This window comes from Bacillus sp. NEAU-Y102 (assembly GCF_054788175.1).
This window is the reverse complement of sequence record NZ_JBTWFK010000001.1, coordinates 70,890-88,148: the sequence shown is the minus strand read 5'-3', so window position 1 is coordinate 88,148 and position 17,259 is coordinate 70,890. Positions and strand designations below refer to the sequence as shown.

General features: G+C 34.5%; 13 protein-coding genes. 12 read left to right on the top strand and 1 reads right to left on the bottom strand.

Features of this window, described 5'->3' with window-relative positions:
• Positions 1-5 precede the first annotated feature (5 nt).
• Both mntA and menA read left to right on the top strand, forming a co-directional pair.
• On the top strand, positions 6-941 hold the full coding sequence (gene mntA / locus ACYFX0_RS00390) for a manganese ABC transporter substrate-binding protein/adhesin MntA (RefSeq protein ID WP_000669597.1): 936 nt from the start codon (positions 6-8) through the stop codon (positions 939-941).
• Between the two features lie 371 nt (positions 942-1,312).
• Positions 1,313-2,224, top strand: coding sequence for a 1,4-dihydroxy-2-naphthoate polyprenyltransferase (gene menA / locus ACYFX0_RS00385; protein ID WP_000536383.1), 912 nt, complete (start codon positions 1,313-1,315; stop codon positions 2,222-2,224).
• 98 nt (positions 2,225-2,322) lie between these two features.
• Here menA and satA read toward each other — a convergent pair whose 3' ends face one another.
• Positions 2,323-2,880 carry a streptothricin N-acetyltransferase SatA gene (gene satA, locus ACYFX0_RS00380; RefSeq protein WP_001050464.1) on the bottom strand — a complete coding sequence of 186 codons (558 nt, stop codon included), beginning with the start codon at positions 2,878-2,880 and terminating at the stop codon, positions 2,323-2,325.
• A 395-nt stretch (positions 2,881-3,275) separates the two neighbouring features.
• Here satA and ACYFX0_RS00375 point away from each other — a divergent pair, with 395 nt between their 5' ends.
• From ACYFX0_RS00375 to ACYFX0_RS00330, 10 genes are all read left to right on the top strand, one after another.
• On the top strand, positions 3,276-4,118 hold the full coding sequence (locus ACYFX0_RS00375; protein ID WP_081144015.1) for a polysaccharide deacetylase family protein: 843 nt from the start codon (positions 3,276-3,278) through the stop codon (positions 4,116-4,118).
• 347 nt (positions 4,119-4,465) lie between these two features.
• The gene (locus ACYFX0_RS00370) at positions 4,466-6,058 is read left to right on the top strand and encodes a spore germination protein (protein WP_106082044.1); all 1,593 of its coding nucleotides are present in this window, start codon (positions 4,466-4,468) and stop codon (positions 6,056-6,058) included.
• Positions 6,055-7,242: a Ger(x)C family spore germination protein gene (locus ACYFX0_RS00365; protein ID WP_460269640.1), complete on the top strand. Its 1,188-nt coding sequence runs from the start codon at positions 6,055-6,057 to the stop codon at positions 7,240-7,242. The genes ACYFX0_RS00370 and ACYFX0_RS00365 overlap by 4 nt, the downstream gene beginning before the upstream one ends.
• 27 nt (positions 7,243-7,269) lie before the next feature.
• Entirely contained in the window at positions 7,270-8,358 is a 1,089-nt protein-coding gene (locus tag ACYFX0_RS00360; protein ID WP_033668948.1) for a GerAB/ArcD/ProY family transporter, read from the top strand.
• Between the two features lie 365 nt (positions 8,359-8,723).
• Positions 8,724-9,086, top strand: a complete 363-nt coding sequence (locus ACYFX0_RS00355; RefSeq protein WP_000798165.1) for a Na-translocating system protein MpsC family protein — start codon at positions 8,724-8,726, stop codon at positions 9,084-9,086.
• A 607-nt stretch (positions 9,087-9,693) separates the two neighbouring features.
• On the top strand, positions 9,694-11,226 hold the full coding sequence (locus ACYFX0_RS00350) for an NADH dehydrogenase subunit 5 (protein ID WP_106082043.1): 1,533 nt from the start codon (positions 9,694-9,696) through the stop codon (positions 11,224-11,226).
• A complete protein-coding gene (locus tag ACYFX0_RS00345) occupies positions 11,226-13,832 on the top strand; it encodes a DUF2309 domain-containing protein (protein WP_460269638.1) in 2,607 nt (868 codons plus the stop codon). The genes ACYFX0_RS00350 and ACYFX0_RS00345 overlap by 1 nt, the downstream gene beginning before the upstream one ends.
• A 63-nt stretch (positions 13,833-13,895) precedes the next feature.
• Entirely contained in the window at positions 13,896-14,417 is a 522-nt protein-coding gene (locus ACYFX0_RS00340) for a carbonic anhydrase (protein WP_106082041.1), read from the top strand.
• 327 nt (positions 14,418-14,744) lie between these two features.
• The gene (locus ACYFX0_RS00335) at positions 14,745-15,770 is read left to right on the top strand and encodes an alpha/beta hydrolase (RefSeq protein ID WP_106082040.1); all 1,026 of its coding nucleotides are present in this window, start codon (positions 14,745-14,747) and stop codon (positions 15,768-15,770) included.
• 174 nt (positions 15,771-15,944) lie between these two features.
• Positions 15,945-17,162: an NAD(P)/FAD-dependent oxidoreductase gene (locus ACYFX0_RS00330; protein WP_069604627.1), complete on the top strand. Its 1,218-nt coding sequence runs from the start codon at positions 15,945-15,947 to the stop codon at positions 17,160-17,162.
• Positions 17,163-17,259 lie beyond the last annotated feature (97 nt).

Sequence of the window (17,259 nt, the reverse complement as noted above, 5' to 3'; positions counted from 1 at the left end):
TAATGATGAAATTTAAAAATGTTGTATTATCGGTAATTTGTATTTTTGTATTTGCATTAACAGCGTGTTCGAGTAACACAAATGGAAAAGAAGAGGGTAATGGAAAATTAAAAGTTGTAACTACATACTCCATTATATATGATATGGTGAAGCAAATTGGTGGAGATAAAGTTGAGATTCATAGTCTTGTTCCAATCGGAGCTAACCCACATGAATATGATCCACTACCAAAAGATGTTATGAAAATGACAGATGCAGATATGGTATTTTACAATGGGCTAAACCTAGAAGAAGGTGGAGCGTGGTTTAAAAAGCTATTAAAAACGGCAAATAAATCAGCGAAAGATGCACCGGTTTATAAAGTAAGTGAAGGTGTAGAAGCTATTTACTTAGAAACAAAAGGATTAGAAAAAGAACCAGACCCACATGCTTGGATGAATATTAAAAATGGTATTTTATACGCTGAAAATGTGAAGCAGGCATTAATTAAAGAAGATCCTAAAAATAAAGAGTTCTATACTAAAAATGCTGATGAATATGTAGCAGAACTTCAAAAGTTACACGATGAGACAGTAAACAGAATTCATCAAATTCCTGAAGAAAAACGTTTCTTAATCTCTAGCGAAGGTGCTTTTAAATACTTTGGAAAAGCATATGACATTAAGACGGGATACATTTGGGAAATTAACTCAGAGAATCAAGGTACGCCAGATCAAATTAGAGATGTTGTAAGTTTAATTCAAACAAACAAAGTGCCAGCTTTATTTGTTGAAACAAGTGTAGATCGACGTAGTATGGAAACTGTTTCAAAAGAAACAAACGTGCCAATTGCAGGGACAATTTTTACAGACTCACTAGGTAAATCAGGTGAGGATGGAGATACTTACTTAAAAATGATGAAATGGAATATAGATACCATTATTAATGGGCTACAAAAGTAGGATTTATCTGTTTTTCAATGTAGCGTAACTATTGAATTTTTATAAAATAAGAGATGAAAGAGCTAGCTCATATGAGTTGGCTCTTTTATTTATCCCAATATTTGCGGGCGGATAAGATTTCCTCCTTAAAAATTCAGCGAATGGGAGGGAGGGCTGCCCGTAAAATCCCACTGAATATGTACTAATAATCAGTGGGGGTGACAAAACTTCTACTAATTAAAGTTTCATTTTATAATTTTTACTTTATTAAAAGTAGATTTGTTAGAAAGGATAATCATTTATTGATATAATGAATGGATGCGAAGCAGGAAATAGATAGAAAGATACTGCTAGTAATTTATACTTAAAATGTAGGGAGATTGAACAGAGTTATGGGGACAGAAAAAGAAATTAGTTCCGCTAAATTAATATGGAAGATGACGCGCCCACATACATTAACGGCGACGTTTTCTCCTGTAATTTTAGGGACAGTGGCATCACTTTATGTTGCCAAAATTGATTGGCTGTTATTTATTGCGATGATGGTTGCATGTTTAGCATTGCAAATAGCAACTAACTTATTTAATGAGTACTATGATTTTAAACGTGGATTAGATACCGCTGAATCCGTTGGCATCGGTGGCGGAATTGTCCGTCATGGATTGAAGCCAAAAAATGTGTTAACAGTTGCACTTTTATTATATGTCGTAGCAGCTTTTATTGGCATTTATATTTGTATGAATAGTAGTTGGTGGTTAGTGGTTATTGGTTTAATTGGAATGGCGGTTGGCTATTTATATACAGGTGGTCCATTACCAATTGCGTACACTCCGTTTGGAGAATTAGTTTCTGGATTGTTAATGGGGACATGTTTTGTACTTATTGCTTTCTTTATTCAAACAAATACGATAACGATTGAAAGTGTATTGATTTCCATTCCAATTGGGATTTTAGTCGGTGCAATCAATATGTCAAATAACATCCGAGATATAGAAGAAGATATTAAAGGTGGAAGAAAGACATTAGTAATCCTCCTTGGGAGAGAAAAAGCCATAGTAACACTAGCGGTAGCCTTTTTCATTGCGTATTTATGGATTGCCGTAATTGTATTAATGGGTTATATAAGCCCTTGGGCATTAGTTATGTTCCTAGGTTTGAGAAAGCCAATCTCTGCTATTCAAAGTTTCCAAAAAGGAGCAAAGGACCCTGGGTATATGCGCATCGCAATGAAATCAACAGCAATGACAAATACGATTTTTGGCTTCTTATTATCGGCAGGATTATTAATTAGTTATCTGTTTTAGATAAAAAATCTTGTTAAATAACTTAACCCCAATTTCTCAATTTTAATATGGAGAAATTGGGGTTTTTATTTTGACTTTGTTTAATGCTAAAAACAGTTTCATTTGAAATATAAATACCAATAAATTGCAACTTCATCATTTTCAATATCTAAACCTTTATAAACAAGAAAATCAAACCCACCAATTACAAATCCACATTTTTCATAAAATTTACATGCTGCGACATTATTATTTTGCGTTTCAAGCATGATCCCGGGCATGTTGCCTTCTTTTGCCCATCGCTTTGCCTGATCAACCAATCTTTTACCAACTCCGAGTGTACGATATTTTTTATCCACCGTTATATCTTCTATGTAAGCATAGTGATTCCAATTCTTTTTCAATACCATTAATCCAATGATTTGGTTATGTAACAGTGCTATGTAAATGACTTGATTAGGTTTATTTATATATTCATTGTAAGCCAGTTCTTCATTATCATCTTGATTTTGTAAATAACTTTTTTCATAACTTGGAACGTCTTCTACTGTATATTCTATGCGTCTATTTACTTTGGAAAGAGAAAGAATTAACCGAGCATTCACTATAAAACTGTCATCGATCTTCGGGAAATTGTCTAAATCATTTTTTTCTAACTCTCTAATTAAAAGATTCATCGGAGCACCTCCACATAATAATATTTCTTCTAGTTCTTTATTTGATTCAAATGAATTCCAATTACAAAATTATAATAGAATTTCAATAGTATGGCTAACTCAGTATTTTATCTTTATAACAGCATACTATTATCTTGATATAAAAATTTTGTTTAGAAAGAGTAGTATTTTTTATTTTGGATGTATATCCAGTTTTCAAATTTAACTGTATTAGAGAAAACAATATTTTTCTAAAGAGTGGATGCAGTACGCTATTCTTTAACTAATTTCGACATTATCTGCATTTTATCTTCACCTTCCTCTATTAATCTATTTATTGTAAATATCAACTGGAGTTAATGCTTAGCTGTATAAATAATGAATATGAAAATTAGTAGGGAAAGGATCGAAACATAATGAAAGAATCACAAAATAAGAAAAAAATAAATGTAGGAACTAAGGCAATACTATCTCTAGGGGTTGTTTTAGCAACGACCTTTTTCACATTCTTTTTAATTGGGAAATGGAACTCTATCCCAGCGAAGGGAGTAGCTAATGAAAGTAGTAATCAAGTTAATACGCAACAACAAGAAAAGAAAAAGGAAACACCACCAGCAAAACAGAAAAGACCTGATGGAAAACCGGTAGGAAAGGTTGTTTATTTAACATTCGATGACGGTCCTAGCGAATTAACTGGGAAATTTTTAGATGTACTAAAAGAGCAACATGTTGCTTCGACATTTTTTATGCAAGGTAGCAATTTACAGAATACCGCTTTTCAGGAAAACGTAAAGCGAGCGGTAAAAGAAGGACATTATATTGGTGCTCATAGTATGACACATAATAGTGATAAGTTATACAAAAAAGGACAATTTGTACCGGAGATGAAAGAAACGTTAGCTCTTATCCATAATATTACGGGTACAACTCCTAAACTAGTTCGTCCGCCATATGGATCTGCACCAGGATTAAAGGGCGAGGAAATTCGTAACCAAATTGTAGAAGCAGGAATAAAAGTTTGGGATTGGACGATAGATTCAAATGATTGGAAATTAAAAGGTAATCCACAGCAAATTATAGAGAATGTAAAGCGTACAACAACAGAAGATGTGGAAGTAGTTCTAATGCATGAAAAACCACAAACATTACAAGCGCTTCCTGAAATTATTAAATTTTATAAGGAAAAAGGATATGAATTCGGGGTATACAATGAAGCGGATCATTTTCAACTAAACTTCCAGAAAGATCAACGTCTATAGTATCAAATAAATAAATTAAGAGCATGTTCTGATTCATCTTTCTTCAGGACATGCTTTTTTTGCTTGTTTCTATAAGCTCATTAGTACCAATTTAACAAAGCATCAGTTACAAGTTACTTTATGGATACCTCATTTTAGAATAACTAACTTATAGAAAAATTGAATAATTTTCATGTGTAAGGAGATTTTAAGAAGGATATAGAGGGGATATTTTCCTTTTGTTTTCTAGATAAATGATTACTTACCCAAAACATTATAGTGGAACGGTTTCTAAAGCTTGTCTGTCAAGAAATCCTAACACTAAAGTTCAAGTATAAAAACATAAACCACTCGATAAATGGGGTAGTATGATGAAAAAACTTAGTAGAAAGCGTTTGAGAAAAGATATTCAGGAACTTGAGAGTGCAAGTATGCTGCTCCATAATAATCAAGAGTGTGAACTCAAGCAGAATGTATCTGCGAATGAAGAAGTTTTGAGACAAGTTTTTGAAAATTGTTCCGATATTGTTTTTCGTCCAATAATCATAGATAGTCAAAATAAAATTCTTTTTATTTATATAGATGGATTAGTCGACACTAAAGTTGTGGAACAAGTTGTTTTGAAACCAATGATGTTCGAAGGTCTGCCTAGTGGAGTAAAGAGTGTGGATTCGGTAGGAGAAATTATAAAAAATCAGCTAATTGCGGTTTCTCAAGTAAAGACAATCTCTAAAGTTCGTGAGGTTATAGAAGCAGTATTGAAAGCGAATATCGTCATTTTAACAGAAGGAGAGAGTCAAGCTCTAGTCGCTGATTTAAAAGGTTTTGAAAAACGAGGTATTGAAGAGCCGGCTGCCGAGATCTCTGTTCGTGGCCCTCGGGACGGGTTTACGGAAACAATAAGGGTCAATACGAGCCTGATTCGCCGAAGAATTCGAAGCCAAAAACTAAAAATGGAACCTTATTCGATTGGGGAATTGTCACAGACAGATGTGGTAATTGCCTATATTGAGGGAATTGCACCTGATTCGGTTTTGGATGAAGTTCGCCAAAGGGTAAAGCGAATTCAAATTGATGGAGTGTTGGAGTCAGCTTTCATTGAAGAGTTTATTGAGGACCAACCCTTTTCTCCCTTTCCACAAATTCAAAATACTGAGCGGCCAGATGCGGTTTGTGCAAGTTTATTAGAGGGGAAAGTCGCCATTTTAGTAGATAACACACCTTTCGTTTTGATCGTTCCTATGACATTTTGGACAGGTCTGCAAGCAGCGGAGGATTATTATGAACGCTCCATCTACACAACTTTTGTTCGATGGATTCGTTTAATATTAATTAATATTTCATTATTTCTTCCTTCTCTCTATGTTGCTATTACAACCTTTCATCCTAAATTAATTCCGACAAATTTGCTTATTAGTATTGCAGCTGCGCGAGAAGGCATTCCTTTCCCGGCTGTCATAGAAGCGCTAATGATGGAGTTTTTATTTGAAGGTTTGAGGGAAGCGGGGGTTCGGTTACCAAAACCTGTTGGATCCGCAGTTAGTATTGTCGGAGCACTTGTTATCGGGCAAGCTGCTGTGCAAGCAGGTATTATTTCGGCACCTTTGGTCATTGTTGTGGCGACGACCGGTATTGCGTCATTTGCATTCCCGCGCTACAACTTAGGAACAGCTTACCGGATGTTACGCTTTCCTATGCTGTTATTGGCAGGAATGCTCGGGCTATACGGTGTTGCAATAAGTACCCTTGCGATTTTGATTCATTTAACTAACATTCGTTCTTTTGGCATTCCGTATTTAAGTCCAGTTGCACCTCAGACTCCTCGTGATTTAAAGGATGTTTTTCTCCGAACACCTCGTTGGAATATGACCCACCGCCCAATAATGGTATCTGGTGAAGAGAAAGTCCGTTTTCCAGGTGGACAAAAGCCAGATGAGAAACGGGGAGGGGAAACAGAATGAGCCTGCACAAGGCACTCTGTATGATACTGGTCATTTCTTTATGCTTCTTGACGGGATGTTGGGATCGGACAGAATTAAATGATTTGGCAATAGAATTAGGATGGGGACTTGATCAAGCGAAGAATAATAAGATTGAAATTAGTGCTCAGTTTATTATTCCATCAAAAATGGGAATGGGACAGAGCGGAAGAAGTAATGCAGGAAAAGCGTTTTTTACAGAATCGGGAACGGGAAAGGATACACATGAAGCTATACAAATGATGCAAACAAAAATGTCGAGAGAAATTTTTCGAGGGCACCAGCGTGTAATATTGATTGGAGAAAAAATGGCTAAAAGTGGTCTTGCTCCAGTTTTAGATGCATATAGCCGCGATCCTGATATTCGATTACGAGTAGGTGTGTTCGTCATAAAAGGGAATACTGCAAAAGATTTTCTGAAAGCGTCCATCCCTTTAGAGTCTATCCCGGCACTTGGGGCACTTAAAGAGCATATGCAAATAGAGGCAGCGGGAGATATGTCTTTATTAAATTTTCTTATTGCTGGTACGAGTGATGGAATCACCCCGATTTTGCCCGTTATTAAACAAAATGTGTCTCATGAAAAAGGTAAAACCGTGGTCAAAGGGTTTCAAATTGTAGGCGGTGCTATATTTAACAACGATTTCAAATTGGTAGGATACTTGAACATGCAGGAATGGTTAACTACTCTTTGGATAGTGAATCGTTTAAGTAAACAGACTGTTACAGCAACGGCCTCTAAAGGAAATGGTAGTGCAAGTTTATATATGACAAAGATCAATAGAAAAATCATACCTACTATACAAGGGGACACAATTAAGTGTGACATTGTTTTTTCTGGTGAAGGAACAATTCAGGAGAACAATACGAATTTAGATCTTTCGCAGCCAAAAAATCTTACTCTTTTAGAACATGTATTGGAAAAACAGTCCGAAAAGGAAGCTCTCCAAACTATTAAAAAGGTTCAAAAACAATACGGAACCGATATCTTTGGATTTGGAGAAGCCATTCATCAAAAATATCCATCCGAATGGAAAGGGTTAAAAAAGAATTGGAGTAAACAATTTCGAAAAGTGGAGGTTTCTGTTCATACAAAGCTTACTATTCGGCGAGTAGGACTGACTGGACCACCGTTGCAGTTGAAGAAAAATGAAATGAAAAAATAAGGAGGAATATAGAGTGTGAGAAATTCGATGAAAATCTCTGGCAGGCAAATCTTTTGGATGATGTTCACATTTGAAGTGGGACAATCACTCCTTCTAGTTATTCCAGCGACGATTCGTACTGTCAAACAAGATGCGTGGATCTCGATTTTGATTGCAGGAGTGATAGGGGTTGCTCTTACTTTTTTGGCAACTACACTTGGTTCGCTTTATCCGAAACAAACTCTCATTGAATTTAGTCAAACTATTCTTGGTAAATGGCTAGGAAAGCTACTGATGATTCCTTACTTCTTTGGGTGGTACATGATAATTTGGATAACCGTCCGTGAATTTGGTGAATTCATTATTATCGCTTTGTTTCATAATACACCTTTGTGGGTCATTGTCTTTACTGCGATGTTATTGCTCATTTTTATCATTTACCAAGGAGGGGTGGAAGGTATTGGACGTTTAAGTGAAATCATAGGGCCAATTGTACTTTTAATGATAACGTTTATAATCATTTTGAATGTTGGCAATATGAATTGGGATTATATGCGGCCTATTTATCACGATTCTGGCTGGCTTCCCATCCTTAAAGGTTCCTATACCCCTGTAGCCGCATTTTTTGGAGAGGCTGTTATGATGATGATGTTCGTTTTCTTTATGGATAAACCAGAGCAAGCGTCATCAAGGGCGATGTTGGGGGTAGGATTAGCCGTTTTCATGGTAACAATCGGAACATTAGCGGTCATTTTAACATTCGGTCCGAATTTATCTTCAAGTTTTTTGTATCCGGTTTACGATTTGAGCCGATACATATCTGTCATGGAGTTCATTCAAAATGTGGATATTTTGATAGTTATTATTTGGTTTTTTAGTATTTTTGTGAAATTGGCGTTATACATGTTTATCGCTTGTTATGGAACAGCACAAATATTTCATTTGAAGGATTGGCGAAAAGTAGCGTTAGTTCTTGCTCCTATTTCGTTCATCATAGCTGTGTCAGTTAAAAATATCCAAACATTTACCCATTATTACTACATATTTTTCGTAATTCCAATTGCATTTCCCGTTTATGAGCTAGGGATTCCTTTACTGTTATTGGTGGTTGGCAAAATTCGAAGGAAATATGCATAAGCCCAATCGGTAATATATTTGGAGGGCAGGTATACTTTTAGTTTTTTGACTAATATAAAAAGAGAAAAATCCTACTTATAAGTGTAGGATTTTTTGTTTGTATATTACGTTACAAGAGTTTCCTTATTTTCTCCGGAATGTCCTTTTTAGAAATGTATGCAACAGAGCCTTTATAGTAAGAGTATTTTGTTGGGGATAATCAAAAAACATATATTGCAATATAAAAATTCACTTTAATACTAAAGGATACATGACAACGATTCCTATAAATTCTTCTCAATAATTGAAAATAAAATCAATCCAGATTATTATATTGTTATTGTAATTATAAATATAATTACATTTTATTGAAGGAGGATACAAAGATGAAAAACTCAAAAGGCTCTATTGAATCAGAGATAAGCAAAGCAATTACTCACTGGGAAAAGGACTACCTAGGACGCGGGTCTATATCCGTTAAGACAGATATATTACGGGATATGATTATCGTAAATTTACAAGGGATTTTAACGCCGGCTGAATATACGGTTTGCGAAACAAAAGACGGTATGTTAACGATAAAGAAAAATCGTTCGGAGTTAGTTGAATCTGGAATTGAAGATCTAAAAGAGATTATACTAGAATTAACTGGAGAGAAAGTGAAAAGCTTTCATACGGATATAAGCTCCCGTACAGGCGAACGAGTAATGATTTTTAAATTGCTTCATAATCTTGAGGAGAAATTTTAAAAATACCTTAAGGTTAGTGGAAGGATTAAGAAACCTACAAGTTTTGCACTTTATTAACAGGCTAATAATTAAAAACTTGAAGTTATTTAGGTATAATAAATCTTAATTCTAATAACTCTTAAAAAACGGATAAAGAAATTGACAAACTGCTTAATATGGTTTATCTTATAATTGTTTTAAAAAATTGATAGATGCTCATTTTAACAGTTTGCTATAATTAAGGCTTTAGCATTTTTTTAATATGTAATATTGACTAAATGAAAAAGTTTCTTAATTAAAAGATAGCGTATAACATAAATTGATATATTGATTGCATAATCTAGGAGATCAGAAATATACATTTCTTTTTAACAGGAGTAATACATACATTATTATCCTCTATAAAATGGGAGCTCTTCAAAAAACTTTATTGAAGTTAGTTGAAGGGAAACCGACAATCTCCATAATTCAATGATGATATAAAATCATTGAATTATGGAAGTTGTCGGTTTTTTTTATGGGAAAAAACGATGCACTAAAAAGAGTGAATGAAAATTGAAATTTAAAAAATCATCTTAATTAAAAGGAATTTTTATAGGTTATTTTCGCTTAGAAGGGAGTATTTAACATGTTAATTTCGCTGAGTTCATCAACACTGTTAACATTATTTTTTATGGCGCTTAGTGCTTCTTGGCTAAGTGGATTATTGTTTTTACATGCAAGGATACCTTTACGTTTTGTTCATATCCATATTGGTATCGCTGCTTTGCCTTCATTGATTTCTTTACTCGCACTTGTTAATAACAATGGAGATAGAGTTGTGGGGCCTTGGCATCTAGATACTTTAGCTTGGTTAATGGCTTTCTTTGTTCTTACAATTGGTTTAATCATTCAGCGTTTTTCTGTACGTTACTTAATGGGAGACCGCTCATATCGAAAATACTTTTTACTTTTTACATTTACTACAGGTGTATCTTCGGTTGCATGGTTAAGTGATGATCTTCGTTTAATGATCATTTGTTGGGGAGCAACGCTTATAGGATTGGTTCTACTCATAGGGCTAAATAAAGGTTGGAAAGTAGTTAGTGAAGCAACTAAAATCTCTGGCTATTTATTTACAATAAGTTGGATTGCGTTGCTATCAGCTATCATTTGGTTGTTTCAAGGCACTGGACAGTGGCAGTTAACGTCAGTTTTAACGAATGAAAATGTAGCGCTACATGGAACATTGGAGAGAACAGGAATTAACTTATTAATTATATTAGCGGTGATGATTCCAGCAGCACAATGGCCTTTTCAAAGATGGTTAATTGAGTCTGCTGTTGCTCCAACTCCTGTTTCTGCTATTATGCATGCGGGTTTAGTAAATGCTGGCGGTATCATGTTAACTAGATTTTCACCTCTTTTTCATGATGATATTGCACAAATAATTTTACTAATTTTCTCTAGTATTTCTGTCTTAATAGGTACAGGAATTAGTTTAGTCCAAGTTGATTATAAACGTCAGCTAGTAGGTTCAACTATTGCACAAATGGGATTTATGCTTATTCAATGTGCATTAGGCGCCTATTTAGCGGCTGTTATTCATTTAATTTTACATGGTTTGTTTAAAGCTACACTGTTTTTACAAGCTGGTTCTTCAGTAGAACGTTTTGGGGTAGTGAAGCAGTCTAATGAAAAGATGTCCAATTTATGGATTATGGTCGGACGTGTTTTAGGATTATTTATAGCAATTACTTTCTGGTTTATGACTTCTGGAGAGGGGTATCAACTAGTTAGTGCGTTAATCTTAGGCTGGTCACTATACTTTTCATGGAAACAGCTTGTTGTTTTTGGAGAGGGAAGAATGGGACGAATTGCTGGCGTAATTGTTTTGATTGGATTTTCTCTCATTTACTTTACCGTTCATAATTCTCTTTACAAATGGTTGCATACTGACATGTATCAAAGTGTTCAACCTTCAGCTCCAGCCGTTATCTTTGTTATATGTATTTTACTATTTAGTAGTGTTATTAGTACTTTCGTTACTCGTAATCAATCTTCTACTTTATTCGCTGTACTTTATCTTTGGTTAGTTCGAGTAGGTGAGGCGAGAAGAAAGTCAGTAGAAAGTCACCCAAGCTATCTGAAACATTATGTATCAAAGGGAGGTAATTCGTGATGAGCATACCGTCAATATTAAAGAAAGATACAAACATTGATATGCAAGAAAATACTATAAATGATTTAGTTGCATCTGCTAGCCGTGTTATTGCGCCACTTTGGCCTATCTCTACGTTTGCAGCTCATCACCCTTGGATGGGACTTGAAAAGCAATCATTTGAACAAGTCGCAAATTGGTTAAAAGAAGCTCGTAATGTGGATATTTATCCTAGTGCCTCCATGATTCATTCGGCAAAAGCGAAAGGTGAGATTGAGGAATCATTTTTACAAATGAGTTTGTCTCGTTGGCTGGATTCACAATCTTTTAATATTCCGCGAGAGAAAGCAGAGCGATTTTGCCAAGCAGCTTTAAAGTTAGAAAAATTACCTTCTAGTTTATTATCATCGACAGAATTAAATAAATTGGCAGAAGAAATGATATATATAAATACAACAAGTATGAAAGCCTCTGTTATGCAGCCAATAAGTTCGCTTATAGAAAATCGAAATAGTGAAAACCTATCTGATATTCTTAATTATCATATTATTAAATGGTGTAAATTATATCTTGATGACTCCGGATCAAGTTGGACGATGCCAAATCGAGAGAAAGGTTTTTATCGTGCATGGCAACACCTTATTAAATTTGATCCAGCGCTCAGTAAAAATGAGCGTAAAGTTTTAAAAGATTGGCCACAAGATGCCCAAGTAGCTTTAGCGAGAGCATTATCTGAACTAGGAATTTCTGAATCTAACATACAAGCTTACCTTGAAGGGCACTTACTTTCTTTGCCTGGGTGGGCAGGAATGATACGATGGCGCTCACAACAATCAATTCAGGAACAGGAACTCCTAATAGAATATTTAGCAGTTCGAATTTCTATGGAGCTGGCTATTACAAAGCCTTATTTACCTTTAAAAAATCAAAAGGTTGAGAAAAAAGTTGCAATCGTCCCGCTTATAGCTTCTTGGATCTATTGGGGGAATATTTCAACACGGGAATGGTTACAAATGCCTGCTGCTGAACAAAGTGAATTATTAGTATTCGCTTATCGTTTTGATGAAAATATTCGTAGGAAACTTTGGCTGGAAGCTTGGGAACAGACGCATGCAGAGCAATTAAGGAAGAAGATTGCTTCTAAACAACGTGCAACTAATGATAAAAAGCGTGTATTAGCTCAATTAGCATTCTGTATTGATGTACGTTCAGAACCGTTTCGTCGCCATCTTGAAAAATTAGGTCCGTTTGAAACATTTGGAATAGCTGGTTTCTTTGGATTACCAATTGCAACTAGTGAACTAGGTAGTAATAACAACCATCCTTCTTTGCCAGTTATACTCAAACCGAAACATCAAATAAAAGAGCTCACAAATGAAAATGAACTTAAATCTTATGAGCAACGTAAGAGGGTAGGCAGTTCGGTACGTTATACATTTAAAACGATGAAACAGAACGTACTGACGAGTATGGCGCTACCTGAGTTAAGTGGTCCTTTATTTGGTCTACAAATGGTGACAAGAAGCTTTGTCCCAAGAGGAGTTGGTGCTTTCATTCGTAACCTTCGTAAAACTATGTTACAAAAACCTGATACAACATTCTCACTTAATCATGTTCATGACACAAAGGGCGAGATACCTATCGGTTTTACGAAAGAAGAAAAAGTGAACTATGTGCGTCAAGCTTTAAAAATGGTGGGACTGACAGAAAAATTTGCTCCTTTAGTTGTAATGTGCGGACATAGTAGTCAAAGTACGAACAATCTTTATGCTGCAGCACTTGAGTGTGGTGCTTGTGGCGGAGCAGCAGGGGGATTCAATGCAAGAGTTTTTGCTACTTTATGTAATCTTCCAGAAGTAAGAGAGGCATTGGCTGCTGAAGGTATTAAAATTCCTGAGGACACCATTTTTGCAGCAGCTGAACATAAAACAACAGTGGACGAATTGGAATGGATTTACGTCCCGGAACTTTCGGAAGCTGCGCAAGAAGCATTTGATTGTATCGAGTCGATTATGCCAAATGTGAGCCAACATGCAAATAGAGAGCGTTTAACGCAATTACCAAATTTTAAAACGAAAATAAAAAATCCGAGTAAAGAGGCACATCGATTTGCAGAAGATTGGAGTGAAATACGTCCAGAATGGGGATTAGCTCGTAATGCATCTTTTATTATCGGGCAACGAGAATTAACTCAAGATTGTGACTTAGAAGGTAGGGCGTTCCTCCATAATTATGATTGGAAACAGGATGAAAGTGGCGATATATTAGCTAACATTATTGCAGGACCAGGAACAGTAGCTCAGTGGATAAATTTACAATATTACGCTTCAACTGTAGCACCTCATTATTATGGTAGTGGAAACAAAACAACCCAAACTGTAACGGCAGGTCTCGGTGTTATGCAAGGGAATGCAAGTGACCTGTTGCCAGGCTTACCTTGGCAATCGGTTATGCAGTCAGATAGTGAGACGTATCATTCACCACTTCGTTTACTAATTGTCATTCAAGCACCTATTGAATATATAGAACGTTTGTTAAATAATGATTTCACATTTCGAGAAAAAGTTCAAAATGGATGGGTTAGACTTGCAAGTGTTGATCCAGAGGGACGCTGGAAAAACTGGTAACAATTATTATTGTTACTAGCTTAAAAGTTTCATAAATACAATAATGAAGAAGGAGTGCTCCATATGAATTCAAAGAATAAAAAAGTTTTATTATTAACAGACATTGAACACGGAATAGAGCCTAGTATCCAACAAGTAACTAACATTCACCAAGAAAACATGTTGACTATACACAGCTATGATTCTGTAATTGTACATCCTTATGGAGATATAATGAGATCTATTATTATTGCTATTTATCAAGAAAATGTTAAAGAAATTTTTGTTGTAGGAATAGAGGATAAAGAAACTTCTCCAGTTAATCTACAAATTCAACGTGATTTCATAAAAAATAACAGGGAACTAGACTATCTCTTTGAAAATTGCATGCCTGAATTTTCAAGTGGTAGCCTCGATGAATGGCTAAGTGGAAAAGAAAATGTTAGTGAAAATATTGAGAAGAGTATAGATATGATTTGTCATCATCCACTAGTACCGTCTGATGTTAAAGTTCATGGTTTCAAGATTGATAGAAAAGGTGAAAAAGAAATGGTTGTTAAAATTCCTACTAATAAAATAGTGAAACAAATGCATTCTTATGTGTAAGTTATCGATAGATAAGCAACTTTTATTTGGACTTGTGTCCTTTACAAAGAGCAAAAGAAATCTTCTATAAATGGAGATCTTTTGCTTTTTTTGTTTGGATTTTTAATGTGTTTTATACGAGACACTTAATACATAACAAAATAAAAATATATAAATTTTTGCATGAAATTTTAAATGCGGATTAGCAGGTGATAATAAAGTTAATCGTAAAATAGAAGTGTATATTGTGATTTATCCCGCTTTAACGGGCAGCCCTATTGGTGAGGGCTGATTAAAGTTTCACTTTATTTTAAGGTTATTATGAAAAAGAATGGAGATTCTTTTATTATGAGAATAAAACAGTTAAAAACTAAAATGATATGGAAAAAAAGAATGCTGCTAACTATTTGTATTGTTTTCGGATTGATTATTGCTGGAGTTGTTTTTTGGAATGTTTCACCTATTCCGAAAGCGTTTCTCATAAAAAAAGCATTTGAAGGTGGAATGTTTGTTCAATCTAATAATTATAAAAACGCTCTAAAAGAGACACAAATTGTTAAAGATATCAATTATGATTCTAAATTTCCTGATGGTACATTAGACATTATTTATCCCAAAAATCTTACAGAAAAAACACCTGTTATTTTTTGGGTACACGGGGGTGGATTTGTAGGTGGAGATAAATCAGACATTACTGGTTATGCAGTAGAATTAGCTGCTCGTGGTTATACAGTGATAAATATAAATTATGCTCTTGCTCCTAAAAGAAAGTATCCTACACCAGTACTACAACTTGGTGAGGCTTATGAATATATAAAAGAAAATGCAAAGAAATATAATGTAAAACTAGATGACCTGTATTTTGCAGGAGATTCTGCGGGAGCGCAAATATCTGGACAATTTGTTACTATTCAAACATCTCCAGATTATGCGAAATTAACCGGAATTGACGCTATTGTTGCTCCTTCTACAATTAAAGGTATACTGCTATTTTGCGGCCCGTATAATATGCCTGCATTAGCTAAAATGGAAACATCCAAAGAAGTCCAAGACTTTATGCGTACTACTGGCTGGGCTTACTTTGGGAAAAAGAAGTTTGAAACATTACCTGAAATGGAAATCGCCTCTATTTATAAACACGTTACAAAAGATTACCCACCAACGTTCATCACAGATGGAAATACTGCATCATTTGAAGATCAAGGTAAAGCATTAGCTTCTACTTTACAAAATAAAGGAGTACCTGTAGATACACTTTTCTTTGATAAAAATATCTCTGGCGAGTTAGCGCATGAATTTCAATTTAAAATGAACACTCCAGCAGGTGAAGAAGCTTTTAACCAAGTTCTTAAATTTCTAAATGAAAATAAATAATATATATACTATTAACTTTTTATAAGCCTAGTTTAATACCATATATGGGTGAACAAAATATTGCATTAATAATCTAATGGTAGCAAAAATAAATTTGATAAGAAGTATATAGTAAGAATGATTTGGAGATACAGATGGGGATATAACTATTTTATTTAGGACGGTGCACTTTAAATGGATTTACAGAAAGGGAAATTATATTGGAACACAACTTTTTCTAATACACCTTCTTATCCTCGGTTGGAAGAAGATATAAAATGTGACGTACTAATAATAGGAGCAGGAAGTTCAGGTGCTCAATCAGCATACTATTTGAGTGAATCAGATTTAAATATTGTTGTCGTTGATAAAAGAAAGGTAGGACACGGGAGTAACCTTACAAATACAGCACTTATTCAATATTTAGGTGACAAGATGTTTTTTGAACTTGTAAATACATTTGGAGAAGAGTATGCAGTTAAGCATATGAAATTGTGTGAACAAGCTATTAATGATATTGAATATGCTGATCAAAACTTACCTTATTGCTCTGACTTTAAACGACGTGACAGTTTATATTATGCAAGCTATGAAGAGGATATAAAGAAATTAGAAAAAGAACTGTATTATTTACATAAGCATGATTTTAAAGCGACTTGGCTATCAGAGGAACAAATTGGACAGAGATATCCATTTAAAAAACGTGCAGCTATTTATACGTATAATGATGGTGAAATAAATCCTTATAAATTTACACATAGTTTATTAGAACAAGCTTCTAATAAAGGAGTTCAAATTTATGAAGATACAGAGATTGTTGGCAAAAAGTTAGAGAAAGAATGTGCTATCTTTTATACAAAGGGGGGCAATTCTATTACTGCCAATAAAGTAATTGTGGCTGCAGGATATGAAGGGTTAGAATTTAAAAAGGAAAAGAACGCTACACTGATTAGCTCATATGCAGTTGTTACTAATCCTGTAGAAGATTTATCTTCTTGGTATAAACGTACTCTCATTTGGGAAACTGCGAGACCATATATTTATATGAGAACTACTGCAGATAACAGGATTATTATAGGTGGGTTAGATGAAGATACAAACATTGCTCAAGAAAGAGATTCAAAATTAATCCATAAAAAAGAGAAATTAGTAAATGAATTTAATAAGCTCTTTCCCAATATAACAGTTGAACCTGAATTTTATTTAAGTGCTTTTTATGGTGGTACTCATGATGGTTTACCTATAATTGGAATGTATGAAGAGTTTCCAAATTGTCACTTTATCTATGCGTATGGAGATAATGGATTAGTATATAGTATGGTGCTTTCTAAAATTGTTCGAGATATAATTATTAGCGGTTCAAGTCCGGATTTGAATTTATATTTACAAACTAGACCAAAACTAAATGAGTAAACTGCATGTATACAAAATCATAGTAGTAAGAGTTTATTTACGGTTCCATTATAAAAAACGCTATTTTAAATGTATTAGTTTAATGTGATTATTTGTT